Genomic DNA, 24,868 nt, shown 5'->3' with positions numbered 1-24,868 from the left:
TCTCCGGTGATCAAAAACCGCCAACTGTCCTACGAAAAGGTGGTTTGAACCGTCGAAGGGTGTGTGTTTACGTTCTTCACCGCTCGCACCAAGCGAGCCCGCCGATCATTCGCCGAATCCTGCCGGTGATCGGTCGGACAACCGTCGCGCAAGCGCCGTAGGCAGGAGCGGGGGACCCAAGGTAAGTGCCGTACCGCAGCGGAAACGCAGCGGCCGGCTTGGGGTGAAGCCGGATGTGCGGACAGCGCATCCGGCCGGGCCACTCACAGCCCGAACCCGACAGCTCACCTCGCAGGCGTCGGTGAGGAAGAACAACATGCTCAAGGGCAAGCACCGCCGCCCCTCGAAGGCCGTCCGCGTCGTCACGCTCGCCGGTGTCGCCGGCGCCGCCGTGGCCGTCCCGCTGATGACGGCCGGTTCCGCCAACGCCGCCTCGGTCGCCACCTGGGACAAGGTCGCCCAGTGCGAGTCCGGTGGCAACTGGTCGATCAACACCGGTAACGGCTACTACGGTGGCCTGCAGTTCTCGAACTCCTCCTGGGCCGCCGCCGGCGGTACCAAGTACGCGGCCCGTGCCGACCTGGCCACCAAGGACCAGCAGATCGCCACCGCCGAGAAGCTGCTCGCCATGCAGGGCCCGGGTGCCTGGGGCTGCGCCGGTGCCGGCGGCCTGACCGCCGGTGGCCCGTCCGCGCAGGTCAACACCGGTGGCTCCGGCCAGGCCCAGCAGCAGGCCGCCCCGAAGCAGGAGGCCCCGAAGCAGCAGGCCGCGCCGCAGCAGCAGGCCGCGAAGCCGCAGCCCGTGCAGCCCAAGGCCGACCCGAAGCCGGTGACCGGCCACGGCAACTACACCGTGAAGTCCGGCGACACCCTGGGCAAGATCGCCAAGGCGCACGGCAAGAACTGGAAGGCCGTCTACGAGGCCAACAAGTCGACGGTCGGCGGCAACCCGAACCTGATCTTCCCGGGCCAGAAGCTGAGCATCTGATTTGCGGCTAAACCGCCGCCGCTCTCGCGGACCCCGCTGGGCGCCGTGGGGGTTGCTCAATTGATGGTTGCGGTTGTGTCGTGAGACTGCCCCGCCAGGCGCGAACCCCCGAGCGCGCCCGGCGGGGCTTTCCCGTTTCCGCGCCCGCCCGGACGGCCATCCGGGCGGGCGCCCGCTCAGATGCGTACGGACCGATTCATCCCATACGTCCGCTGCAAATCGTGGACGTTACCTCCCGTATTGCGGGCCTTTGGGTCCTTTTTCGTCTCACAGACGGGGCTAGGGGCAGGCGGACGGTCCCCGGGCCGTTAGGCTCGTGCTGCAGAACTCCAGATGACACCCATGAAGGAGACAACGTGCCGTCGATCGACGTCGTCGTAGCTCGCGAGATCCTCGACTCGCGAGGCAACCCCACGGTCGAGGTCGAGGTCGGCCTCGACGACGGCAGCACCGGCCGCGCGGCCGTGCCGTCGGGCGCCTCCACCGGCGCCTTCGAGGCCATCGAGCTGCGTGACGGCGACCCGAACCGTTACCTCGGCAAGGGCGTCGAGAAGGCCGTGCTGGCCGTCATCGAGCAGATCGGCCCCGAGCTGGTCGGTTACGACGCCACCGAGCAGCGCCTCATCGACCAGGCGATGTTCGACCTGGACGCCACCGACAACAAGGGCTCCCTGGGAGCCAACGCGATCCTGGGCGTCTCCCTGGCCGTCGCGCACGCCGCGTCCGAGGCCAGCGACCTGCCGCTGTTCCGCTACCTCGGTGGCCCGAACGCGCACGTCCTGCCCGTCCCGATGATGAACATCCTGAACGGCGGCTCGCACGCCGACTCCAACGTGGACATCCAGGAGTTCATGATCGCGCCGATCGGCGCGGAGTCCTTCTCCGAGGCGCTGCGCTGGGGCGCCGAGGTCTACCACACCCTCAAGAAGGTCCTGAAGAGCAAGGGCCTGGCCACCGGCCTGGGCGACGAGGGCGGCTTCGCCCCGAACCTCGGCTCGAACCGTGAGGCCCTCGACCTCATCCTCGAGGCCATCAAGGAGGCCGGCTACGCCCCCGGCCAGGACATCGCGCTCGCGCTGGACGTCGCCGCCTCCGAGTTCTACAAGGACGGCAAGTACCAGTTCGAGGGCAAGGAGCGCTCGGCCGCCGAGATGACCGAGTACTACGAGGAGCTCGTCGCCTCGTACCCGCTCGTCTCCATCGAGGACCCGCTCTTCGAGGACGACTGGGCCGGCTGGAACGTCATCACCGAGAAGCTCGGCAACAAGGTGCAGCTCGTGGGCGACGACCTGTTCGTCACCAACCCCGAGCGGCTGGCCCGCGGCATCGAGGAGAACTCGGCCAACGCCCTCCTGGTCAAGGTCAACCAGATCGGTTCGCTGACCGAGACCCTGGACGCCGTCGAGCTGGCCCAGCGCAACGGCTTCAAGTGCATGATGTCGCACCGCTCGGGCGAGACCGAGGACGTCACCATCGCCGACCTGGCCGTCGCCACCAACTGCGGCCAGATCAAGACCGGCGCCCCGGCCCGCTCCGAGCGCGTCGCCAAGTACAACCAGCTGCTGCGCATCGAGGAGATCCTCGACGACGCGGCGGTGTACGCGGGCCGCAGCGCGTTTCCGCGTTTCAAGGGCTGAGAACCGGCCTAACGGCTGATACAGCCCCGGCCGAGACTCTCTCGGCTTCCGTACGTCCCCGGCAGCGGTCCCGTACCGTTGCCGGGGACGTACGTACGCCGTCGTGTACGCAGCCATCCAGGGGAGGCCACCGTGTTCCGCCGCAGCCGGCTCACCGGGCGCGCCGCGCTCCTCGTGCTCGTGCTGTGCTCGCTGGTCGTGGCCCTCGCGTATCCGATAAGGGCGTACGTCTCCCAGCGCTCGGACATCGCCGAGCAGCGCCGTGAGGCCGAGACGGCCCGCGAGGCGGTGCAGCGGCTGCGCCAGGAGAAGGCGCGCTGGCAGGACCCCGCCTACGTACGCCAGCAGGCCCGCCGCCACCTGCACTACGTGCTGCCGGGCGAGACCGGCTACACCGTCGTGGACGGCACCGGCGCGAGCCGGCCGCGGGCCGGCGGGAGTGCCGTGCAGCGCCCCTGGTACCAAGCCATCTGGTCCGGCCTGGACTCCGCCGACGCGCGCCACAGGGCCGCCGGGGGATGATGGGGCGGCCGACCGTTCAACCCTGACGACAAGAGAAGCCTGCATGGACACGCCGCCTCCCCAGACCGAGCCCACCGAGCCCACCGACGCGGACGTCGCGGCGTTCCGGGAGCAGCTGGGCCGCCCGCCGCGCGGCCTGCGCGCCATCGCGCACCGCTGCCCCTGTGGCAACCCCGACGTGGTCGAGACGGCCCCGCGCCTGGAGGACGGCACGCCCTTCCCCACGCTGTACTACCTCACCTGCCCGCGCGCGGCCTCCGCGATCGGCACGCTGGAGGCGAACGGCGTGATGAAGGAGATGACCGACCGGCTGGCCACGGACCCGGAGCTGGCCGCCGCCTACCGCGCGGCGCACGAGGACTACATCCGCCGCCGGGACGCCATCGAGGTGCTGCAGGGCTTCCCGAGCGCGGGCGGCATGCCGGACCGCGTGAAGTGCCTGCACGTGCTCGTCGGGCACTCGCTGGCGGCCGGTCCCGGCGTGAACCCGCTGGGCGACGAGGCCATCGCGATGCTGCCGGAGTGGTGGAAGAAGGGGCCGTGCGTGAGCCCGTGCGGCGCCGGTGACGGAGAAGGAGACGCCAAGTGACCCGGGTCGCGGCCATCGACTGCGGTACGAACTCCATCCGCCTGCTGGTGGCGGACGCCGACCCGGAGACGGGCGAGCTGAAGGACCTGGACCGCCGGATGAAGATCGTCCGGCTCGGCCAGGGCGTGGACCGTACCGGCCGGCTGGCGCCGGAGGCGCTGGAGCGGACCTTCGCGGCCTGCCGCGAGTACGCCACGGTGATCGAGGAGCTGGGCGCCGAGAAGCTGCGCTTCGTGGCGACCTCGGCCTCGCGCGACGCGGAGAACCGCGAGGACTTCGTGCGCGGGGTGGTCGACATCCTGGGCGTCGAGCCCGAGGTGATCACCGGTGACCAGGAGGCGGAGTTCTCCTTCACGGGGGCGACCAAGGAGCTGACCGGGCGCGACGACCTGGAGAAGCCGTACTTGGTCGTCGACATCGGCGGCGGCTCCACGGAGTTCGTGCTCGGCGCGGACTCGGTGCGGGCGGCGCGCTCCGTGGACGTCGGCTGTGTGCGGATGACCGAGCGGCACCTCGTGCACGACGGCGAGGTCACGGACCCGCCGACGGCCGAGCAGATCGCCGCCATAAAGGCGGACGTCGCCGCGGCGCTGGACGAGGCCGCGGAGACCGTGCCGCTGGGCGAGGCGCACACGCTGGTCGGCCTCGCGGGGTCGGTGACGACGCTCGCCGGGATCGCGCTGCGCCTGGAGGAGTACGACTCGGCCGCGATCCACCACGCGCGGATCCCGTTGGCCAAGGTCCGCGAGATCACCGACCGGCTGCTCGCCTCCACGCACGACGAGCGCGCGGCGATCCCGGTGATGCATCCGGGCCGGGTGGACGTGATCGCCGCGGGCGCCCTCGTACTGCTGTCGATCATGGAGCGTACGGGCGCTCAGGAGGTCGTCGTCTCCGAGCACGACATCTTGGACGGGATCGGCTGGAGCCTCGCCTGAGAGGGCCGTTGAGGGCCTCTGAGAGGTGTCCGGGAGGGGCCTCGGAGCGGGCGAATGCCGCGTTCCGGGACCCCTTCGCGAGGTGTCGCCGAGAAAGTTCGTGAAACTCTTCACATGAAAAAAGAGCTCGCCGGGCGAACAAACCGCCCGTCGGGACGCCGTACGGAGCTCACTTGGGCGGCCGGCCCGGGGAATGTGCGCTTTCGGCGGTGTTAAAGAAGCGCTTATGCGGCCAGTGGTCCAGCCTCACAGAGGCGTGCAACCGCTGATGAGAAGGGGTGTCCAACGCTCGGCCGTGGATTGTGGTTCCCCTGTGGCGCTATGGCGTCGATCACGAAGGCGCGGAGTGTAGCAGACCCCTCTTCCGTGCTTGTGAAGGCCCTCACGAGCGACCCCCCAAGTGGGGGTGGATACTCGATGACATGAGCACCACGGAGCGTCCCAGGATCCTCGTTGTAGGCGGTGGGTACGTAGGTCTGTACGCGGCACGCCGCATCCTCAAGAAGATGCGGTACGGCGAGGCGACCGTCACGGTCGTCGACCCGCGCTCGTACATGACGTACCAGCCCTTCCTCCCCGAAGCTGCGGCCGGCAGCATTTCTCCGCGCCACGTCGTGGTTCCGCTGCGGCGTGTGCTTCCCAAGGCGGAGGTCCTCACCGGCCGCGTCACGACCATTGACCAGGACCGCAAGGTCGCCACCGTCGCGCCGCTCGTCGGCGAGGCGTACGAGCTGCCCTTCGACTACCTGGTCATCGCGATGGGCGCGGTCTCGCGCACCTTCCCGATCCCCGGCCTGGCCGAGAACGGCATCGGCATGAAGGGCGTCGAGGAGGCCATCGGCCTGCGCAACCACGTTCTCGAGCAGCTGGACAAGGCCGACTCCACGACGGACGAGGAGGTCCGCCGCAAGGCGCTGACCTTCGTCTTCGTCGGCGGCGGCTTCGCCGGCGCGGAGACCGTCGGCGAGGTCGAGGACATGGCCCGCGACGCCGCGAAGTACTACACGAACGTGAAGCGCGAGGACATGCGCTTCCTCCTGGTCGACGTCGCCGACAAGATCCTCCCCGAGGTCGGCCCGAAGCTCGGCGCCTACGGCAAGGAGCACCTCGAGGGCCGCGGCGTCGAGGTCTACCTCAAGACCGGCATGGACTCCTGCGTCGACGGCCACGTGGTCCTGAACAACGGCCTCGAGGTCGACGCCAACACCATCGTGTGGACCGCGGGCGTCAAGCCGAACCCGGCGCTGTCCCGCTTCGGCCTGCCGCTGGGCCCGCGCGGCCACGTCGACACCGCCGCCACCCTCCAGGTGCAGGGCACCGACTACATCTGGGCCGCGGGCGACAACGCCCAGGTCCCGGACCTCGTCGGCCGCGCCAACGGCAACGAGAACGCCTGGTGCCCGCCGAACGCCCAGCACGCGCTGCGCCAGGCCAAGGTCCTCGGCGACAACGTGGTCTCCGGCATGCGGGGCTTCCCGCAGAAGGAGTACAGCCACGCCAACAAGGGCGCGGTCGCGGGCCTCGGTCTGCACAAGGGCGTCGCGATGATCGTCCTGGGCAAGACCAAGATCAAGCTGAAGGGCCGGCTGGCCTGGTACATGCACCGCGCGTACCACGGCATGGCGATGCCGACCTTCAACCGCAAGATCCGCGTCTTCGCCGACTGGACCCTGGCGATGTTCCTCAAGCGCGAGGTCGTCTCGCTCGGCGCCATGGAGAACCCCCGCGAGGAGTTCTACGAGGCCGCCAAGCCCGCGCCGAAGCCGGCCGCCGCCGAGGACAAGAAGACCGCCAAGGCTTCCTGAACACCGGCTTCCTGACCACACGTCGGGAAGCCACGCAGTACACACGCCGAAGGGCGCCTGCCATCCGTGGGGCAGGCGCCCTTCGGCGTATCCGTGTGCCGGTGCGCACGCCGGTCGTACGAGCCGTCCCTTCGGCGTATTCACAATGGCGCCCGTAACGGGCTTTGCTGTTCCCTTACGAACGAACGGGACTACCGGGACCCCATCAGGCGTTTACGTGGTGGGTGAATCTATCTCGCCCCGACTCGTCATAACGGAGGTGTGCGACATGGCCGACGCCGCTGGACGGCTCACCAAGCTCGCGGAGGAGGTACTGGGTGCCCCGCTCCCCGTACGCATCCGGGCCTGGGACCGCAGCGAGTCCGGTCCGCCAGGAGCCCCGGCCCTCGTCTTCCGCAGCCGTCGCGCGCTGCGCCACCTGCTCTTCAAGCCCGGCGAACTGGGCCTGGCGCGCGCCTGGGTGGCCGGCGACCTCGATGTCGACGGGGACCTCTACGCCGCCCTGGACGGTCTCGCCGAAATGATCTGGGAGCGCGGCCCGGAGGACCAGGGCAAGCCGCGGCGCGCCGCCGTGCTGCGCGCCCTGGCCCGCCCCGAGATCCGCAGCGCGGTCCGCGAACTCCTCTCGCTCGCCGGCGCCCCGATCCCGCCCCGCCCGCCCGCCGAAGAGGCCCCGAAGTCCCACGGCCCGCTGCACACCCTGCGCCGCGACAAGCAGGCCATCAGCCACCACTACGACGTCGGCAACGACTTCTACGAGCTGGTCCTCGGCCCGTCGATGGTCTACTCCTGCGCGTACTGGGAGAGCCCCGAGGCGACGCTGGAGGAGGCCCAGCGCGACAAGCTCGACCTCATCTGCCGGAAGCTGAACCTCAAGGAGGGCGAGCGGCTGCTGGACGTGGGGTGCGGCTGGGGCTCGATGGTGCTGCACGCCGCCGAGCACTACGGCGTGCGCGCGGTCGGCGTCACGCTCTCCGAGGAGCAGGCCGCGTACGCCCGCAAGCGGGTGGCCGACGCCGGGCTCGCCGACCGCATCGAGATCCGCGTGCAGGACTACCGCCTGGTCAAGGACGGCCCGTACGACGCGATCTCCTCCATCGGCATGGCCGAGCACGTCGGCCGGGCCCGGTACGCCGAGTACGCCGCCGACCTGTTCGCCCTGCTCAAGCCCGGCGGGCGGCTGCTCAACCACCAGATCGCGCGGCGGCCGATGCCCGACGAGGACAGCTACCGCGTCGACGAGTTCATTGACCGCTACGTCTTCCCCGACGGCGAGCTGGCCCCGGTCGGGCGGACGGTCGGGGCGCTGGAGGACGCCGGCTTCGAGGTGCGCGACGTGGAGGCCATCCGCGAGCACTACGCGCTGACGCTGCGCCAGTGGGTGGCCAACCTGGAGCGCCACTGGGACCGCGCCACCCGCCTGACGACGCCGGGCCGGGCGCGCGTCTGGCGGCTGTACATGGCCGCCTCGGCGCTCTCCTTCGAGCGCAACCGCATCGGCGTGAACCAGGTCCTCGCGGTCCGTACGCCGGAGGGCGGGGCGTCCGGCATGCCGCTGCGGGCACGGGAGTGGCGCGGCTGAGACGCGCGGACGCGACAGCCCCGGTCCGCGCGGACCGGGGCTGTCGCGTGCTCAGCGGCGCGGGCTCACTCCGCCTTGATTGCGGTCAGCATGTTCAGCCGGGCGGCGCGGCGCGCGGGCCACAGCGCGGCCGCCACGCCGACCAGCGCGGCGAGTGCCAGGAAGAGCCCCAGCCGGCCCCAGGGCAGCACCATCTCGTACGTGTCCAGGCTGCCCGAGATGAGCCTGCCGCCGGCCCAGCCGAAGAAGACGCCGAGGCCGATGCCCAGCACCCCGCCGAAGAGCGAGATCACCAGGGACTCCAGGCGGACCATCCGCTTGATGCCGCGCCGGTCCAGGCCGATCGCGCGCAGCATGCCGATCTCCTGGGAGCGTTCGAACACCGACATCGCGAGGGTGTTGATCACACCGAGCACCGCGACGATCACGGCCATGCCGAGCAGCCCGTAGAGCATGTTCAGCATCAGGGTGACCGACTTGGCGATGCCCTCGGAGATGTCCTGCTTGTCCTGGACCTGGATGGCCGGGTTGTCGCCGAGCGCCTTGGTCAGCCCGGTCTGCGCGGCGTCCGAGGTGCCGCCCGCGGTCTTCACCATGACCTGCATGTCGGACGGGTCACTGATGTGCGGGGTGAGGGTGGCGTTGTCCAGCAGGATGCCGCTGATCAGCTCGTTGCCCTCGTAGATGCCCGCGACGTTGAGCCGCTCCTTGCTGCCGTCCTCGTACGCCACCGTGAAGGCGGAGCCGGCCTTCCAGCCCTTGTCCTCGGCGGTGGCGTCGTCGACCACGACGTCCTTGCCGCCCACGGTGAAGGCACCGTTCTTCAGGGGGAGGTCGGTGAGGTCGCCGATGGTGTGCCCGTTGACGCCGGTCAGGTAGTCGGTCGAGCCGGCGATCCGGGCGGGGGCGTTGCGCAGGCCGCTGACCGCGGTGACGCCGTCGGCCCCGTCGAGCTTCTTCTCGACCTCGGGCGAGAGGGAGCTGCCGTTCGCCATGGAGACCACGTAGTCCGCCTTCAGCGCGGAGGTGGCCATCTTGTCGACCGCCTGCTGCGAGCTGCCCGCGATCACGGTCATGCCGGTGATCAGGGTGAGGCCGATCATCAGCGCCGCGGAGGTGGCGGCGGTGCGGCGCGGGTTGCGTACCGCGTTCAGCCGGGCGAGCTTGCCGGAGACCCCGAAGGCGCGGAGCAGCGGCCCGGCGGCCGCGATCAGCGGGCGGGACAGCAGCGGCGTGAGCACGAAGACGCCGATCACCAGCAGCGCGGCGCCCAGCCCCATCGGGAGCTGCCCGGACTCCATGTCCTCGACGCTCGTGGCGTACAGGACGACGGCGGTGCCCGCGGCGGTGAGCAGGGCGCCGAGGGTGTTCCGCAGCACCAGGGACTTGGTCGTGGCGGTGGCGTGCACGCTGTTCATCGCGGCCACCGGCGGGATCTTGGCGGCTCGGCGGCCCGGCAGCCAGGCGGCGAGCATGGTGACCAGGATGCCGACGGCCAGGGAGGCGCCGACGGTACCGGGCGAGACCACCAGGGGGCCGTCGGGCAGGGTCACGCCCGTCGCGCCCAGGGCGGCCCGCAGCCCGGCGCCGATGCCGATGCCGGCGGCCAGCCCGGCCACGGCGGCGAGGGCGCCGACGACGAACGCCTCGAAGAGCACCGAGCGGGTGACCTGCTTGCGGGACGCGCCGACGGCGCGCAGCAGGGCCAGCTCCTTGGTGCGCTGGGCGACCAGCATGGTGAAGGTGTTGGCGATGAGGAAGATGCCGACGAAGAGCGCGATGCCGGCGAACATCAGCAGCGTGGTGCGGAAGCTGTCCATCGACGAGGCGATCGTCTCGGCCTGGTCGTCGGCCAGCTGCCGTGCGGTGGTCGTGGACGTCCGGTCCTTCGGCAGCGCGTCGTTCAGCTGCGTCTGCAGCGCGTGCTGCGAGACGCCGGCCGCCGCCTTGACGTCGATCCGGTCGTACGCGCCTTCCTTGTGGAAGAGCCGCTGGGCGGTGGGGGTGTCGAAGAGGGTGAGCGAGCCGCCGGCCGCGACGGTGCCGTCGTCGGTGGTGAAGATGCCGGAGACCTTCGGGGTCAGCACCGGGCCGTCGACGGAGACGCGGACGGTGTCGCCGACCTTGTAGCCGGTCCGCTCGGCGGTCTTCGCGTCGATGGCGACCTCGTGCGGGCCGTGCGGGGCGCGGCCGCTCTTGAGCGGGTGGCGGGGGTCGTGGCTGCCCCAGTAGTTGCCGCCCTGGGTGGAGAAGCCGGTGCCGACGAGCTTGCCGTCCTTGCCGGCGAGCGCGGTGAAGCCCTGTACGGAGCCGATCGCGGAGTCGGCGCCGGGCACCTGCGCGGCCTTCTTCAGCAGGGCCTCGGACAGCTGGGGCGGCGGCGCGAGCCGGTCGCCGCGGTCGGGCTGCGACTCGGGCTCGACGGCGACGTCGACATGGTCGAAGCCCTTGGCGGAGCTGCTCTGCTGGGCCTGGGAGATGCTGTTGGTGAAGACCAGGGTGCCGGACACGAAGGCGACGCCGAGCATGACGGCGAGCACGGTCATCAGCAACCGGGCCTTGTGCGCGAGGACGTTGCGCACGGCGGTACGGAACATGAGTGGGTCAGTCCTGACGGTGAAGGGTGCGGTGGGGGAGGGACGCGTACGGGCCGGTCAGCTCGTACGGCCCTTGGCGTCGAAGCCCTTCATGCGTTCGAGGACCTTGTCGGCGGTCGGGGCTGCCATGTCGTCGACGATCCGGCCGTCGGCGAGGAAGACCACGCGGTCCGCGTAGGCCGCGGCCACCGGGTCGTGCGTGACCATCACCACGGTCTGGCCGAGCTCGCGCACGGAGTTCCGCAGGAAGCCCAGTACCTCGGCGCCGGAGCGGGAGTCGAGGTTGCCGGTGGGCTCGTCGGCGAAGATGATCTCGGGCTTGGAGGCCAGCGCGCGGGCCACCGCGACGCGCTGCTGCTGGCCGCCGGAGAGCTCGCTCGGGCGGTGCTTGAGCCGCCCGGAGAGGCCGACCGTTTCCACGACCCGGTCCACCCACTGCTTGTCGGGCTTACGGCCCGCGATGTCCATCGGCAGGGTGATGTTCTCCAGCGCGCTGAGCGTCGGCAGCAGGTTGAACGCCTGGAAGATGAAGCCGATCTTGTCGCGCCGCAGCTGGGTGAGCTTCTTGTCCTTCAGGCCGGTCAGCTCGGTCTCGCCGATCCGGGCCGAGCCGCGGGAGATGGTGTCCAGCCCCGCCATGCAGTGCATCAGCGTGGACTTGCCGGAGCCGGAGGGGCCCATGATCGCGGTGAACTCGGCCTGCCGGAATTCGACGCTGACGCCGTCCAGGGCGACCACCTGGGTCTCGCCCTGTCCGTAGACCTTGGTGAGATCCGTGGCGCGGGCGGCCACCGCGGTGGCGCGGGTGGCGGTGGGAACGCCGGAGTGGAGGGTGGTCACGGGATGGTGCTCCTGTCGGATGTAGGGGCCGTGTGAACGGTCGGATTCCATCGTCGGGGAGCGGATCGGGCCGGACGTCAGTCCCTGCGCCGGTCTCTCGGGGGGCCTGCGGTCGGACCCGGGGCGCCCCGGGTCCTCCTTGGGGATGAGGGCGACCCCGAGGCGCTGACGCGGCGGCGGGAGCGGCGGGAGGCCGCGGTGCGGGGCTCGGGAGGCATCGAGTTTCCGTCAATCCGGGGGTTGCGGCGCCGGTGGGGCGTGAGCGGGGCGGTTCGGCCCTGGGCATGTGCCGAAGGCCAGTACCACGTGCTGATGCACCCTCAGTTGCCAATAAAATAAGACAACCTCGTGCCTACCTGCCGCTGTTCGAGTGGCGCTGCGGGCTAGGCTCGTGGTGCCGTCTTCGTGACGGCGTGGGGGGTTTCGGGCCCGGATGGTGGAATGCAGACACGGCGAGCTTAAACCTCGCTGGCCTTCGGGCCGTGCCGGTTCAAGTCCGGCTCCGGGCACGCTCCCGGCCCCGCCCCCTCGTGATCGCCGAGCGGCGACGTACTCTCCGTGGCCCCGCCGACGCGCCTCGTGAGGCGCGATCCTGCCTGACGGGCCGTCACAGTAAAGGTTTCACCAGTTGTGCCCGGGCGGTCCCGAATCGACTTGCTGCATACAAGCAATATCCCCGACACTCTATTGGTAGCTGCAAGCAACCAATGAACAGGGCAACGCAGACATGACTGGGGGAAGGGCGACGGGTACCGACACCCACGCCCGGGAGAGCGCCGCCGCCGTGGGCGGCGCCGCGTCGAAGCTGAACGAGGCGGCCGCCGAGCTGGGCACGCAGATCGTACGTTTCGGACGGCTGATCACCACCTGGCGGCGGAAGGCCAAGACGGACGCGGGAGCCGCGGACCGGGTACTGCTCGCCAAGCTCGTGAACCACGGGGACCGGCGCGCCACCGACCTGGCCGCCGATGCCTTCCTCGATCTCTCGACCGTGAGCCGCCAGGTGCGCTCGCTGGTCGACCGGGGACTGGTCGAGCGGTATCCGGACCCCGAGGACCGCAGGGGGACGCTGCTGCGCGCCACCGACGCCGGGCACGCGGCGTTCCAGGTGTACCGGCAGCAGCGCGACAGCAAGCTGGCCGCCCTCCTGGAGCGCTGGCCCGAGGAGGACCGGGACCATCTGGTCCGCCTGCTGGGCCGGCTCAACGACGACCTGGAAGAGGCCCGGCACGCCGGCCTCCCGCCCCATCCCCCGGAAAGCCGGGACACCGCCGTGAAGCAGAAAGACACACCAGCGTGAGTAGCACGAAAACCCCCGAGATAGCGGGGACGGCGCCGACAGCCGGGACGGGGGCCCTCAGTCACCGGCAGATCCTGACCATCCTCAGCGGACTGATGCTGGGCATGTTCCTGGCGGCGCTCGACCAGACCATCGTCAGCACCTCCATCCGGACCATCGCGGACGACCTGCACGGCCTCAGCCAGCAGGCGTGGGCGACCACCGCCTACCTGATCACCTCGACGATCGCCACGCCGCTCTACGGCAAGCTGTCCGACCTGCACGGCCGCAAGCCGTACTACCTGGCGGCGATCAGCATCTTCGTCGTGGGCTCGGTGCTGTGCACCTTCTCCACCTCGATGACCGAACTGGCCGTCTTCCGGGCGGTCCAGGGCCTCGGCGCCGGCGGCCTGATGTCGCTGGCCCTCGCGATCATCGGTGACATCGTCCCGCCGCGCGAGCGCGCCCGGTACCAGGGCTACATGCTCGGTACGTTCGCCACCTCCAGCGTGGCCGGGCCGCTCATCGGCGGCGCGCTGGCCGGCCAGGCCACCCTGCTGGGCATCACCGGCTGGCGCTGGGTCTTCCTGGTCAACGTGCCGGTCGGCATCATCGCGCTGTTCGTGGTCGGCAAGGTACTGAACATTCCGCACACCCGCCGCGACCGGCGCATCGACTGGTGGGGCGCGCTCACCATCGCCATCGGCGTGGTCCCGCTGCTGCTCGTCGCCGAACAGGGCCGCGAGTGGGGCTGGGACTCGACGCGGTCGCTCTCCTGCTACGTCATCGGCGCGCTGGGCATCATCGCCTGGATCTTCGTCGAGCGGCGGATCGGCGACGACGCGCTCATCCCGATGCGGCTCTTCCGCAACGGCACCTTCAGCAAGACCAGCCTGCTGTCCGTGTTCATCGGCATGGGCATGTTCGGCGGGATGATGATGATCCCGCAGTACCTGCAGATCGTGAAGGGATCCAGCCCCACCAAGTCGGGCCTGGAGATGCTGCCGCTGATGGCGGGCATGATGATCGCCTCGATCGTCACCGGCCAGATCACCTCCAAGACCGGCAAGTACAAGATCTTCCCGATCATCGGCACGGCCCTGATGGTGGCGGCGCTGCTGCTCTTCCACTTCCGGGTCCAGTGGGACACCCCGCTGTGGCAGACCATGGTCTACATGGTCGTCTTCGGCCTGGGCCTCGGCTCCTGCATGCAGACGCTGGTCCTCGCGGTGCAGAACGCGGTGCCGCCGGGCGACATGGGCGTGGCGACCGCCTCGTCCACCTTCTTCCGCCAGATGGGCGCCACCGCCGGTACCGCGATCTTCCTCTCGCTGCTCTTCAGCACCGTCGGGGACAAGATCGCCTCGGCGTTCCGGACCGCGGCCTCCACCGACCGCTTCCAGGCGGCGCTGCACGACCCGGAGGTGCTGCGCGACCCGGCCAGCAAGCCGGTGCTGGACATGCTCCAGCACCCGGGCGGGGGCGGCGGTTCGACCTCGGTACTGAGCGACTCCTCGTTCATTCAGCAGCTCGACCCGCGGCTGGCCGAGCCCTTCCAGCGCGGCTTCACCGACTCGATGCACGGCGTGTTCCTGCTGGGCGCGATCATCATCGCGGTGGCGTTCGTGCTGGTGCTCTTCGTCAAGGAGGTGCCGCTGCGGCAGGTCTCCGGCCTCCAGGCACGCGCCTCCGAGGAGGAGGCCGCGACGGCCGGCCCGGCGGAGAACGAGGCCGCGGCCGCGGCGGCGGCCGCGCCGGTGGACATGGCGAAGGACGCGCCGGCCGCCGCGCCCGGTACGCAGACCGCGGACACCGGTACGGACCTCGCGGACCGTGCCGAACCCGTCGCGGGCCCCGGCATCAGCGGACAGGTGCGCGACGGCCAGGGCCTCCCGCTGGCGGGCGCCGCGGTGACCCTGATCGACATCGGCGGCCGGCAGCTCGGCCACGCCCGTACCGCGCGGGACGGCAGCTACGCCCTCGCCGCGCCGGGGGCCGGGACGTACGTGCTGATCGCGGCCGCCGGTACCCGGCAGCCGCAGGCGGCGACCGTGGTCGTGGGCGACGAGGTGGTCCCGTACGACCTCGCGCTCAAGGGCGCGGCCGGGCTGACCGGTCAGGTGCGCGACAGCCGGGGCGCCGTCCCGGTGCCGGGCGCGCTGGTCGTGGCGACGGACCTGCGCGGTGACGTGGTGGCCTCGGCCGTGGCCGGCCAGGACGGCGAGTTCGCCTTCGGCGACCTGGTCCCCGGCAGCTACACGCTGGCCGTCAGTGCGGCGGGCCACCGCCCCGCCGCACTCCAGGCCGAGGTCGGCTCCGGCGAGGCCAATTGGTACGAGGCGCGGCTCGCGCCCTGCGCCCGGATCTGCGGCACCGTACGGACCGGGCAGGGCGAACCGCTCGCCGACGCCCGGGTGACCCTGCTGGACCCGGCGGGCAACACGGTGCTCTCCGTCATCACCGGTGAGGACGGTGCGTACGCCTTCACGGACCTCGACGGCGGCCAGTACACGATCATCGCCAGCGGTTACGCGCCGGCGGTCGCGTCGCTGCGGCTGGAGGACGGCGGCCGCACCGGCTTCGACATCGATCTGGCGCACGACACCGTGTCCTGACGCGCGGGACCGGCAACGCTCCGGCCCGGCACGCTCCTTCAGGGGCGTGCCGGGCCGTGTTGCTGTGTTCCGGCAATTGTGCGGGTGTGGTGTGGAGCGTCCCGGCGGGGATTTCGGGTAAGTGGACGGGCGGTAACATAGAGGTCAGTCGTTTTCTTTGCTCAAGTGGGCTGGAGTACCGCGTGGCACGAGTGAGGCAGGACCGGGCGATCCGTACGCGAGGTGTCATCTTGCGTGCAGCCGCCCAGGTGTTCGATGAGTACGGTCTTGCCGGTTCGAGCATCAGCAAGATCATGACGCGGGCCGGCACGACCCAGGGGGCGATGTACTTCCACTTCAAGTCCAAGGAGAACCTCGCCCGCGCGGTCATCAACGAGCAGGCCGCCGACCTGTCGCTGCCGGAGCGGCCGGACGGGCTGGCGCAGCTGATCGGGCTGACGTTCTTCCTGGCCCGCGAGATGCAGAGCAATGTGCTCTTCCGCGCGGGCGTGACGCTGGCGGTCGAGCAGGGCCAGGTCGGACTGCGGGACTTCAGCCCGTACGACATGTGGGCGGACCTGTTCCGCGGTGAGCTGGAAGCGGCCCGCAGCAAGGGCGAGTTGCAGGACGACGTGGACGTCGCCGAGGTCGCGCAGCTCCTCGTCGCGGCGTACACCGGCTCCCAGGTCATGTCGAACCTGCTCACCGGCCCCGACCGGGCCGACCTGCCCGAGCGCATCGGCCGGATGTGGCGCTACATCCTCCCGGGCATCGCCCAGCCGGAGCGGCTGGCGGAGCTGCGGGAGGTCGCCGAGCGCACCGGGCCGGCGGCGTGACGCCGCGCACGGTGCTGCTGAGCGGGGCGAGCGGCTTCATCGGCTCCGCCGTGCTGGCCGCGCTCCGGGAGCACGGTGCGGACATCACCGTACGGGCGCTGTCCCGTACGGACGGCCCGGACTCGGTGCGCGCGGACCTGACCGACCCGGACTCCCTGCGGGGCGTGGCCGAGGGCGCCGACGTCCTCGTGCACCTGGCCTCCAAGGTGTCCGGCGAGGAGGAGGCGTGCCGGGCGGTGAACATCGTCGGTACGCAGGCGCTGATGCGGGAGGCGCGGCAGGCCGGGGTGGAGCGGATCGTCCACCTCTCGACCGCCGCGGTGTACGGGCTGGGGCCGCACCGCGGGATCGCCGTGGACGAGATCGCACCCGCCCCGGTGTCGGCCGCGAGCCGTACCCGGCTGGCGGGGGAGCGCACGGCGCTGGACGCGGGCGCCGTGGTCCTGCGGCCGTACCTGATCACCGGCGCCGGCGACCGCTGGGTCGTGCCCGCCCTTGCCGAGCTGGTCCGCCGGGTCCCGGCGCGGTGGGACGGCGGGCAGGCGCGGCTGTCGCTGGTCGACGTGCGGGACCTCGCGCGGCTCGTCGCGGAACTGGCATGCGGCGAGGCGGAGGTGGCGAGCGGTGTGTACCACGCGGCGCACCCCGAGCCGGTGCGCCTCGACGCCCTGCTGGACACGCTCGCCGGGCACGGCGTGCTCCCCGAGGTGCCGCGGGAGGCATGGGACTGGCAGCGGTGTCTGGACCGGCTGCGGGAGTACCCGGGCGCCATGAGTGAGCGTCAGTTCGAGCTGATGGCACGCGAACACTGGTACCGCAGCGAGGAGATCTGGCGGCTGGCGGGCGTGCCGGCCGGCCCGGGCCCGCTGCACCGGCTCGCGGAGTCGGCTCCTTGGTACGCGGAGTACCTGGCGGGGGCGGCGGCCGGCGCCGGCGGGGCCTGAGCCGCCCGGCGATGCCGGGCGGCCCCGCGGCCGTTCAGGCCGCCTGCTGCCAGGTGGCGGCCATCCGTACATGGTGTGCGTGCGCCGCGGAGACGAGCGTCATGTGGCGGTGCCAGCCCGGGTAGGAACGGCCCTCGAAGTCGTGCAGCCCGTGGTCCAGCAGCGTGTCCGGAGCGGGCGCGAGGGGGACGGTCAGCAGGTCGGCGAGGGCGGCGAGCCGCGCGGCCGGCAGGTCGGTGAGCCAGATGTGGCGCGGTCCGCCGTCGGCCGGCCACGTGACGACGGGCTGCAGCGGGCGCGGGCTGCCCGGAACGTGCACCAGCGCGGGCGCGAGGCGCAGTTGACCCGCGGCCGGGCCCAGCGGCGTGGTGGCCGCCCGCCCGAGGCGCTGCAGCAACTGCCGGGCGGGGAGCGCCCGAGTGGGCTGCGGCCCGCGCACGTGGCGGGTCGGGCGCAGCAGGCCGATGGTGACCGGCGTGGTGGACGGGACGCGCAGCGCGAAGCCGTGGCCGCGCGCGGTGAGCGCGGTCAACAGGGGCTGCACGCCGGTGTGGTGGGCGGCGGTGGCCAGGACCGGCACCTCGTGGGCGACGGGGAGGCCGAGCAGGTCCAGCGTGAGGTCGTGCGGTGCGCGGGCGCGTGCGGACTCGGGCACGCAGACGCGGGCGCGCAGCCGCGCGTCCTCGCTCCAGCGGCCCGGCAGGTGCAGCCGCCAGTCGAGCGGCGTGGTGCCGTACTCGGTGGCCAGGAACAGCCCGAACGCCCACTGACAGCCCACGGTCCGGCCGCTGGCGGGGTCGAAGCGCCGGTGCACTCCGACGGAGTGCTGGCCGCGCTTCGGGATCAGGACGGGCGCCGGGATGAGGGCGCGCGGCGGAAGCTGCCGCGCGCACCAGTCGGCGAGGCGCCTGCGGACCGGCTCCCACCGCCAGGTGCTTGCGTTGACGATCTGGTGCAGGGACTGCCACGCGGTGTCCGAAGTGCTCACCGTCCAGGCCATGTTGCGTACGGACTTCTTGCCCGGGGTCGAGCAGAGCCCCCTGAGATAGGCGGTGGCCCACCGGCGCTGGTCGGCGCGCGGGAGGTCCTGGAACAGGTGCCGAGCCAGGTCGTCGGCCGGGTGGTGCGGCACCGGCCGTACCGGGCCGCTCCCGTGAAGCTCGGTCATGGCGGCTCCCTTCGAACATGCGGGCAGGGGTGTCGGTGAAAAAAGAATAGCGAACAACCTCTATGTTTTTGAAGAGGCGGTCCGCCGGGACGTCCGTCGGGCAGTCGGTCGGGTGGTTCGCCGGGGGATGTCGTGGTGGTCCGCCACGCCCGGCGGTGCGCCGTCCCGGTGGCCGGTGACCTGCCAAAGACGTCACGGGGCCGCGTAGTTGGGTGCTCGTTGGCGTGTACAGCCGGTTAACGTCTCTTTCCACGGGGATTGCGGTGAGGACGTGTGACCGGCCGGCCGGCCGGTGTACTCAGCGGCACCCCGTCCGAAAGCCCCCGATCCCCCTTCAGGCCCGGCCCGCCGAGCGGCGGCCCCGGGTGAGGTTTGTCGAATTGGTGGCATCAGATGAAGCAGGAACGCGCCGTGGTCACCCGGGGACGTCTGACGCGTGCGGCGGCCGGGGAGTTCGCCAGGCAGGGTTACGCAGGTACCTCACTGCAGGTCGTGTGCAAGGAGGCGGAGGTCTCCATGGGCGCGCTGACCTTCCATTTCCGGGCCAAGAGCGAGCTGGCCGAGGCGGTCGCCGAGGAGGCGGTCGCCGAGACCGGCGCCGTGGTGGCCGAGGCGAAGGGCTGCGGCGGCGATCCGCTGGCGGCCATGTCGGGCCTCGCCTGCGACCTGGCGGATCTGCTGGCCCGCAGCCCCGCCGTCCGCGCGATGGTGCGGCTGGAGGAGGAGCGGGTCATCGCCGCCGGCGGGTGGCAGGCGGCCTGGGAGCCGGCCGTACGCGCCATGCTGGAGTGCGCGCGGCAGCGCGACGACCTGACCGCCGAGATCGAGGTGGAGACCGTGGTCCAGCTCGCCGCGCACCTGCTGAACGGCACCGCCGTCACCCTGCACGCCCGCCCCGAGTCCGACGAGGTGGCGGCGCTCGCGCACATCTGGGCCGCGGTCATGCGGGGCATCCGCGCGTCAGCGGCGGCGGCGCACTGACGGTGCGCGCGGTGGCGCGTCGACGGTGCGGCGCCCGCGCGCTGACGGTACGTCATCGGGCCTGGTGGCGGGCGCATTTCAGCGCGATTTTTCCGTCGGACGACCGGAGTGTTCCCTTCCGGAAGTAGGCCACAGAAAGTCTTGATGTGGCAGGGACGCTGGTCACGGATGGTGCGCGCGGGAGAGCGGGTCATCGGTGAGGCGGCCGGTGGTCGACAAAAAAAAGAATGCCCTCTATGTTATGCCGTGCCACGGCCCAGTGCCTTGTGCGGCCACGCACAACGAGGGAAAGGATGCTGACGTGCCCCGATTTGCCACCGTCCCGGACGCCACTGCTCGCTACGAGGTCATCCCGCAGCAGTTCGTGCACAAGCTCGACGCGGACGAGGTGCTGCTCACCGGTTGGCGGAAGACCGGACCGGACACCTACGAGGTGACCGCCCGCCTGCCCCACGTCCACAGCTTCTACCTGAGCGGCAACGGCGGGTACGACCCGCTGCTGTTCGCCGAGACCGTCCGCCAGCTCCTTCCCCTGCTCTCCCACGCCGCCTACGGCGTGCCGCTGGGACACCAGCTGATCTGGGACGACTTCACCTACAGCATGGATGCCGCCGCCCTGGACTCGGTCGTCGCCGGGATACCGGTCCGGCTGGTCGTCCGCTGCGCCGCCGTCACCCGCCGCGGCAGCGGCCACGCGTCGGCCATCGTCCTGCACGCCGAGGCGTACCAGGGCACCCGCCGCCTGGGAGAGGCCCGCACCCGCTTCACCGTGCACAGCCGCGCTGTTTACCAGCGGCTGCGCGGCGCCTACGGTGACGCGCAGCGCGCCATGGCCAACGCCGTGCTTCCCGGACTGCCCCTGCCGGCCCGGCGGGTGGGCCGCGTCTCGCCCTACGACGTCGTCCTCTCCCCGGATGCCGCGACCGGACGGTGGCAGCTCTGTGTCGACACCGGCCACCCGGTCCTCTTCGACCACCCGGTCGACCATGTGCCCGGCATGCTGCTCCTGGAGGCCGCCCGCCAGGCGACGCAGGCCATGGCCGACCCGCTGCCGGTCGTCCCGGTGACGATGCACACCGAATTCCACCGCTACATCGAGCTGGACGCCCCTTGCTGGGTCGAGGTCGAGGCGCTGCCCGCCGACCCGTCGGGCCGCTGCCGGGTGCGGGTGAGCATGCGTCAGCACGAGACGGTCTGCTTCGTCGCGGACGTCTCCGTGGAGCGTGCCCCGGGCGCCTTCCCGCTGCCCGTGCTCGCCTCGCGCGAAGCGCGGGCGCACGCGCCCGCCCCCGCCCTCGTCTGACCGGCGGGCCCCTCGCGCGGACACCGTCGGCGTCGTCCCTCTCCCACCCTCACCGGGCCGTCCCGGACCCTTCACCGTGCGCCCTCTTTTCCTGTGCCCTTTCCGTGGTGAAAGGGGTGCGCGGCAGTGTGCACCAGGACGCCGCCACCCCTGCCCGGCCGGTGCTGCGCCCCCCTGTCCGGGGCGCGCACCGTCCTGGGCGTTTTTTTCTCTCCCGAAAACATAGAGGTTGTTCGCATTGTTTCGCGAGCGTTAACAACCCGTCGTGCAAGAGGAGTAGCCATGACCGCCGCCTCCACCCTGCTGGCGGACGTCTTCACCCACGCCCTCACGGAGGGCCTCAGCCGCGCGTCCGCCCCTCGCGTGCGCCCGGTCGCCGCCGTACCCGACGACATCGGCGCCCCGCGCCGGGGGCCCCGGCGCGGGGGCCCGGCGCCGGACCCCGTCGACGCCGCGCTGCACCGCTTCACCGGCCTGCTGGGCTCCCGCTCGGCCCAGCTGCCCGGGGGCCGGCCCGACGAGGAGGAGGCCCGGTACCTGCGGGAACTGGCCGGGCACGCACTCGGACGGACCGCGAGCCGGCCCGCCGCACCGGCCGCCGGCCGCCCCGCGCCGGACCAACTGCTCGTCGCCGCCCTGCTGTTGACCGAATGCCTGCTCCTTCAGGGGCTGGACGCCGGTGCGGCGCTCCCGCTCCTGCACGCCGTCCGGGAGACCTTCGCCGCCGCGGCGGGCCCGCACCCGCGGGCCGTCGACGCCTGGCAGGGCCGCCGGGCGCTCGCCCGGGACGTCCACGACCGCGTCGCCACCCCGCTGGCCGCCGCCCTGGACCGGCTCGGCGCGGAAGCCGGTACCGTACGCGCCTCCGAGCAACTGACGGCGGCGCGCGACCTGTTGGTACAGGCAGCCGAGAGCAGCCGCGGCATCGTGGCCGGACTGCACGAGCGCACGCCGGTACCCCGCCTGCGCGAAGCCCTGGAGGAGTTCCTGCGCGGCCTGCCCGAAGGGCCGGCGGTGCGTTGGCACCAGTCCGGGGACGAGACCACCCTGCCCGAACTCTTCCGGCGTGAACTGCTGCTCGTCCTGCGGGAGGCGGTGCTCAACGCCCGTACCCACGCCGCGGCGGACACGGTGTCCGTCACCGTCCGGACGACCCGCAGATGGGCCCACGCCCAGGTCTGTGACGACGGACGGGGCTTCGACGTCGCGCACACGCTCTCCGCGCGGCCCGCGTACGGCCTGCGGGCCATGTCCGAGCGCATCGAGTCGGTGGGCGGCCGGCTGGCCGTCACCAGCCGCGCCGGCGACGGCACCCGCGTCGACGTCCACCTGCCCCGCTACCAGGCCGGCTGAACCGCCGAAAGAGAAGGGGAAACGACCATGCCACGTATCACCGCCGTCATCGCCAGCGAGAACGCCCTGCTGCGCGACGCCCTCACCGCGCTGCTGCACGCCCAGCCCGGCATCCGCCTCCTCGGCCAGGCCACCGGCGAGCACGAGGCGCTGCGCAAGGCCGTCGCGCTCCACCCCCAAGTGATCCTCCTGGAGCCCTGGTCGGTGCCGGGCGCCACCGTGCGCACCGTACGTTCGCTGCGCCGCCTGGCACCCGAGACCGCCGTACTGGCCCTGCCGGGCGGCAGCACGCGGACCGACCACCACGCCCTGCGCGCCGCCGGTGTGCACGGCTACCTGCCGCGGCACGCCGGAAGCGAGGCGCTGCTCGCCGCGCTCGGCGCGCTCTTCCCCGCGGCGGTGCAGGGCGCCGGACGCGTACCGTACGCCGCCCTGTCCCGGCGCGAGCGGGAGGTGCTCAGCGGCGCGGCCGCCGCCATGACCAACCAGCAGATAGCCCGCGGGCTGGGCATCACCACCGGAACCGTCAAGCGGCATCTGCACACCACCTTCCGCAAGCTGGACGCCGTCTCCCGGCTCGACGCGGTGGCCAAGGCGCTCGCCGCCGGACTGATCAGCGCGCCGGGCCCGGCCCGGCCACTGGAGCCGGACGGGCCGTCAGACCCGGCCGCGCCACCGGAGCCGTCCGGTGGCGCGGCCGGCCGGCAGTGGGCGGCCCGGGCGGCGTGACCGGCCGTGGGCCTGCATTTGTCATTCCGCTGACATTCCCCGCGCTTTCTTGAGATCCCTTACCGAACCCTTCAAATGCATGCCTTGTGCGGCGGGCTTTCCGTGCAGAAAGGTGGTGGCACGACCCGGTGCATTGATGCGGAACCGCTTGGATGCGGAACCGCTTGCCAGGAAGGCGCGGAGCACCGGTACGAGAATTCCTGTCGAGGGGGAGCCATCGTGCGCAAGGTGCTCATCGCCAACCGTGGCGAAATCGCTGTCCGCGTGGCCCGGGCATGCCGGGACGCCGGAATCGGGAGCGTAGCCGTCTACGCCGACCCGGACCGGGACGCTCTGCACGTCCGTGCCGCGGATGAGGCATACGCCCTGGGCGGTGACACTCCTGCCACCAGCTACCTGGACATCGCCAAGGTCCTTGCGGCCGCCGCCGATTCGGGCGCGGACGCCATCCACCCCGGCTACGGCTTCCTCTCCGAGAACGCCGAATTCGCCCAGGCCGTCCTCGACGCCGGGCTGATCTGGATCGGCCCCCCGCCGCAGGCGATTCGCGACCTGGGCGACAAGGTCGCCGCCCGCCACATCGCCCAGCGCGCCGGCGCCCCGCTGGTCGCCGGCACCAAGGACCCGGTCTCCGGCGCCGCGGAGGTCGTGGCCTTCGCCGAGGAGCACGGCCTGCCCATCGCCATCAAGGCCGCCTTCGGCGGCGGCGGCCGCGGCCTCAAAGTCGCCCGCACCCTCGAGGAAGTCCCCGAGCTCTACGACTCCGCGGTGCGCGAGGCGGTGGCCGCGTTCGGCCGCGGCGAGTGCTTCGTCGAGCGCTACCTGGATCGCCCGCGGCATGTGGAGACCCAGTGCCTGGCCGATAAGCACGGCAACGTGGTCGTCGTCTCCACCCGCGACTGCTCGCTGCAGCGCCGTCACCAGAAGTTGGTGGAGGAGGCTCCGGCGCCGTTCCTTTCCGAGGAGCAGAACGCCGAGCTGTACCGGGCGTCGAAGGCGATTTTGAAGGAGGCCGGTTACGAGGGCGCCGGGACGTGTGAGTTCCTGGTCGGCCAGGACGGCACCATCTCCTTCCTGGAGGTCAACACCCGTCTGCAGGTGGAGCACCCGGTCACCGAGGAGGTCACCGGCCTGGACCTGGTCCGGGAGATGTTCCGCATCGCCGACGGCGAGGAGCTGGGCTACGACGACCCGCCCGTGCGCGGCCACTCCTTCGAGTTCCGCATCAACGGCGAGGACCCCGGCCGCAACTTCCTCCCCGCCCCTGGCACCGTCACCAAGTTCGAGGCCCCCGCCGGCCCCGGCGTGCGCCTGGACGCGGGCGTCGAGTCCGGCTCGGTCATCGGTCCGGCCTGGGACTCCCTGCTGGCCAAGCTCATCGTCACCGGCGCGACGCGGCAGCAGGCCCTGGAGCGGGCGCGGCGTGCGCTGGCGGAGTTCACCGTCGAAGGCATGGCCACCGCCATCCCCTTCCACCGCGCCGTGGTCGAGGACGAGGCGTTCACCGCGGACCCGTTCGCCGTGCACACCCGCTGGATCGAGACCGAGTTCAAGAACGAGATCGCCCCGTTCACCGCACCGGGCACGGATGAGACCGAGGGCGACAGCCGCGAGGCCGTGGTCGTCGAGGTCGGCGGCAAGCGCCTGGAGGTCTCCCTCCCGTCTTCTCTCGGCATGCCGCTGGCCCGTGCCGCGGTCGCAGGCGGCGCCAAGCCCAAGCGCAAGGCGGCCAAGAAGTCCGGCTCCGCCGCCTCCGGCGACGCCCTCGCCTCGCCCATGCAGGGCACCATCGTCAAGATCGCGGTCGAGGACGGCCAGGAGGTCAAGGAAGGCGACCTGGTCGTCGTCCTGGAGGCCATGAAGATGGAGCAGCCGCTGAACGCGCACCGCTCCGGCACCGTCAAGGGCCTGACCGCCGAGGTCGGCGCCTCCCTCACCGCCGGCGCCGTCATCTGCGAAATCAAGGACTGACCCGAAAACAACGGATGAAAAGCCGGCCCGTCGGTGTCGCGAAGACCTGACGCAAGTTGACATTCATCTGACACGGAATGCCTTGAGCGGCACGGCTCGGGCGGCGAAAATAGAGATATCAGCCGCCAGGGAAACGCAGGAAATGCCGCGGGCCGCTCGAGAAGAATTAACCCGGTATTTTCCCGGGAAATCCGGAGCGAATTTCCGAGGCC

At 71.5% G+C, this 24,868-nt stretch carries 19 protein-coding genes, 1 tRNA gene and 1 riboswitch; of the genes, 17 read left to right on the top strand and 3 right to left on the bottom strand.

The window, feature by feature from the left end; all coding sequences use genetic code 11:
• Positions 1 to 100: 100 nt before the first annotated feature.
• Positions 101 to 313: riboswitch (cyclic di-AMP (ydaO/yuaA leader) on the top strand.
• 3 nt (positions 314 to 316) lie between these two features.
• The 7 genes from ACIGXO_RS18390 (at position 317) to ACIGXO_RS18360 (ending at position 8,061) form a co-directional block, all read left to right on the top strand.
• Complete coding sequence (locus ACIGXO_RS18390; RefSeq protein WP_399787427.1) at positions 317 to 988, top strand: transglycosylase family protein; 672 nt, start codon at positions 317 to 319, stop codon at positions 986 to 988.
• A gap of 356 nt (positions 989 to 1,344) precedes the next feature.
• Positions 1,345 to 2,625 carry a phosphopyruvate hydratase gene (gene eno / locus ACIGXO_RS18385; protein ID WP_399787424.1) on the top strand — a complete coding sequence of 427 codons (1,281 nt, stop codon included), beginning with the start codon at positions 1,345 to 1,347 and terminating at the stop codon, positions 2,623 to 2,625.
• 132 nt (positions 2,626 to 2,757) lie between these two features.
• Positions 2,758 to 3,147, top strand: coding sequence for a septum formation initiator family protein (locus ACIGXO_RS18380; protein ID WP_399787421.1), 390 nt, complete (start codon positions 2,758 to 2,760; stop codon positions 3,145 to 3,147).
• A 43-nt stretch (positions 3,148 to 3,190) separates the two neighbouring features.
• A complete protein-coding gene (locus ACIGXO_RS18375) occupies positions 3,191 to 3,736 on the top strand; it encodes a DUF501 domain-containing protein (RefSeq protein WP_399787418.1) in 546 nt (181 codons plus the stop codon).
• The gene (locus ACIGXO_RS18370; protein ID WP_399787415.1) at positions 3,733 to 4,674 is read left to right on the top strand and encodes an exopolyphosphatase; all 942 of its coding nucleotides are present in this window, start codon (positions 3,733 to 3,735) and stop codon (positions 4,672 to 4,674) included. The genes ACIGXO_RS18375 and ACIGXO_RS18370 overlap by 4 nt, the downstream gene beginning before the upstream one ends.
• A gap of 422 nt (positions 4,675 to 5,096) precedes the next feature.
• Complete coding sequence (locus tag ACIGXO_RS18365) at positions 5,097 to 6,479, top strand: NAD(P)/FAD-dependent oxidoreductase (RefSeq protein ID WP_399787412.1); 1,383 nt, start codon at positions 5,097 to 5,099, stop codon at positions 6,477 to 6,479.
• Positions 6,480 to 6,747: 268 nt separating this feature from the next.
• Positions 6,748 to 8,061: a class I SAM-dependent methyltransferase gene (locus ACIGXO_RS18360; protein WP_399787409.1), complete on the top strand. Its 1,314-nt coding sequence runs from the start codon at positions 6,748 to 6,750 to the stop codon at positions 8,059 to 8,061.
• A 65-nt stretch (positions 8,062 to 8,126) separates the two neighbouring features.
• Here the strand turns inward: ACIGXO_RS18360 and ACIGXO_RS18355 are convergent, their stop codons facing one another.
• Positions 8,127 to 10,658, bottom strand: coding sequence for an ABC transporter permease (locus ACIGXO_RS18355; RefSeq protein WP_399787406.1), 2,532 nt, complete (start codon positions 10,656 to 10,658; stop codon positions 8,127 to 8,129).
• 57 nt (positions 10,659 to 10,715) lie between these two features.
• Positions 10,716 to 11,498, bottom strand: coding sequence for an ABC transporter ATP-binding protein (locus ACIGXO_RS18350; protein ID WP_399787404.1), 783 nt, complete (start codon positions 11,496 to 11,498; stop codon positions 10,716 to 10,718).
• 427 nt (positions 11,499 to 11,925) lie between these two features.
• On the opposite strand from ACIGXO_RS18350, the gene ACIGXO_RS18345 reads away from it, so the two are divergent.
• The 5 genes from ACIGXO_RS18345 (at position 11,926) to ACIGXO_RS18325 (ending at position 17,151) form a co-directional block, all read left to right on the top strand.
• Positions 11,926 to 12,007: transfer RNA gene (locus ACIGXO_RS18345), tRNA-Leu, on the top strand.
• Positions 12,008 to 12,225: 218 nt separating this feature from the next.
• Positions 12,226 to 12,798, top strand: a complete 573-nt coding sequence (locus ACIGXO_RS18340) for a MarR family winged helix-turn-helix transcriptional regulator (RefSeq protein WP_399787401.1) — start codon at positions 12,226 to 12,228, stop codon at positions 12,796 to 12,798.
• Positions 12,795 to 15,392, top strand: a complete 2,598-nt coding sequence (locus tag ACIGXO_RS18335) for an MFS transporter (RefSeq protein WP_399787398.1) — start codon at positions 12,795 to 12,797, stop codon at positions 15,390 to 15,392. Before ACIGXO_RS18340 ends, ACIGXO_RS18335 begins: the two co-directional genes overlap by 4 nt.
• 230 nt (positions 15,393 to 15,622) lie before the next feature.
• The gene (locus ACIGXO_RS18330; protein WP_399787395.1) at positions 15,623 to 16,207 is read left to right on the top strand and encodes a ScbR family autoregulator-binding transcription factor; all 585 of its coding nucleotides are present in this window, start codon (positions 15,623 to 15,625) and stop codon (positions 16,205 to 16,207) included.
• Positions 16,204 to 17,151, top strand: coding sequence for an NAD-dependent epimerase/dehydratase family protein (locus ACIGXO_RS18325; RefSeq protein ID WP_399787392.1), 948 nt, complete (start codon positions 16,204 to 16,206; stop codon positions 17,149 to 17,151). The genes ACIGXO_RS18330 and ACIGXO_RS18325 overlap by 4 nt, the downstream gene beginning before the upstream one ends.
• A gap of 34 nt (positions 17,152 to 17,185) precedes the next feature.
• Here the strand turns inward: ACIGXO_RS18325 and ACIGXO_RS18320 are convergent, their stop codons facing one another.
• Complete coding sequence (locus tag ACIGXO_RS18320) at positions 17,186 to 18,319, bottom strand: IS701 family transposase (RefSeq protein WP_399787389.1); 1,134 nt, start codon at positions 18,317 to 18,319, stop codon at positions 17,186 to 17,188.
• A 393-nt stretch (positions 18,320 to 18,712) separates the two neighbouring features.
• Between ACIGXO_RS18320 and ACIGXO_RS18315 the strand changes: the two genes are divergently transcribed.
• The 5 genes from ACIGXO_RS18315 (at position 18,713) to ACIGXO_RS18295 (ending at position 24,656) form a co-directional block, all read left to right on the top strand.
• Positions 18,713 to 19,300 carry a TetR family transcriptional regulator gene (locus ACIGXO_RS18315; protein ID WP_399787386.1) on the top strand — a complete coding sequence of 196 codons (588 nt, stop codon included), beginning with the start codon at positions 18,713 to 18,715 and terminating at the stop codon, positions 19,298 to 19,300.
• A 301-nt stretch (positions 19,301 to 19,601) separates the two neighbouring features.
• Entirely contained in the window at positions 19,602 to 20,603 is a 1,002-nt protein-coding gene (locus ACIGXO_RS18310; RefSeq protein ID WP_399787384.1) for a ScbA/BarX family gamma-butyrolactone biosynthesis protein, read from the top strand.
• A gap of 282 nt (positions 20,604 to 20,885) precedes the next feature.
• Positions 20,886 to 21,956, top strand: a complete 1,071-nt coding sequence (locus ACIGXO_RS18305) for a sensor histidine kinase (protein ID WP_399787381.1) — start codon at positions 20,886 to 20,888, stop codon at positions 21,954 to 21,956.
• 27 nt (positions 21,957 to 21,983) lie between these two features.
• A complete protein-coding gene (locus tag ACIGXO_RS18300; protein ID WP_399787378.1) occupies positions 21,984 to 22,685 on the top strand; it encodes a response regulator transcription factor in 702 nt (233 codons plus the stop codon).
• Between the two features lie 219 nt (positions 22,686 to 22,904).
• Positions 22,905 to 24,656, top strand: coding sequence for an acetyl/propionyl/methylcrotonyl-CoA carboxylase subunit alpha (locus ACIGXO_RS18295; protein ID WP_399787375.1), 1,752 nt, complete (start codon positions 22,905 to 22,907; stop codon positions 24,654 to 24,656).
• Positions 24,657 to 24,868 lie beyond the last annotated feature (212 nt).

The organism is Streptomyces sp. NPDC053542, assembly GCF_044544685.1.
Taxonomy (GTDB): Bacteria; Actinomycetota; Actinomycetes; order Streptomycetales; family Streptomycetaceae; genus Streptomyces.
Note: the sequence above shows the minus strand (reverse complement) of the source record. Positions and strands in the feature narration are given on the sequence as shown.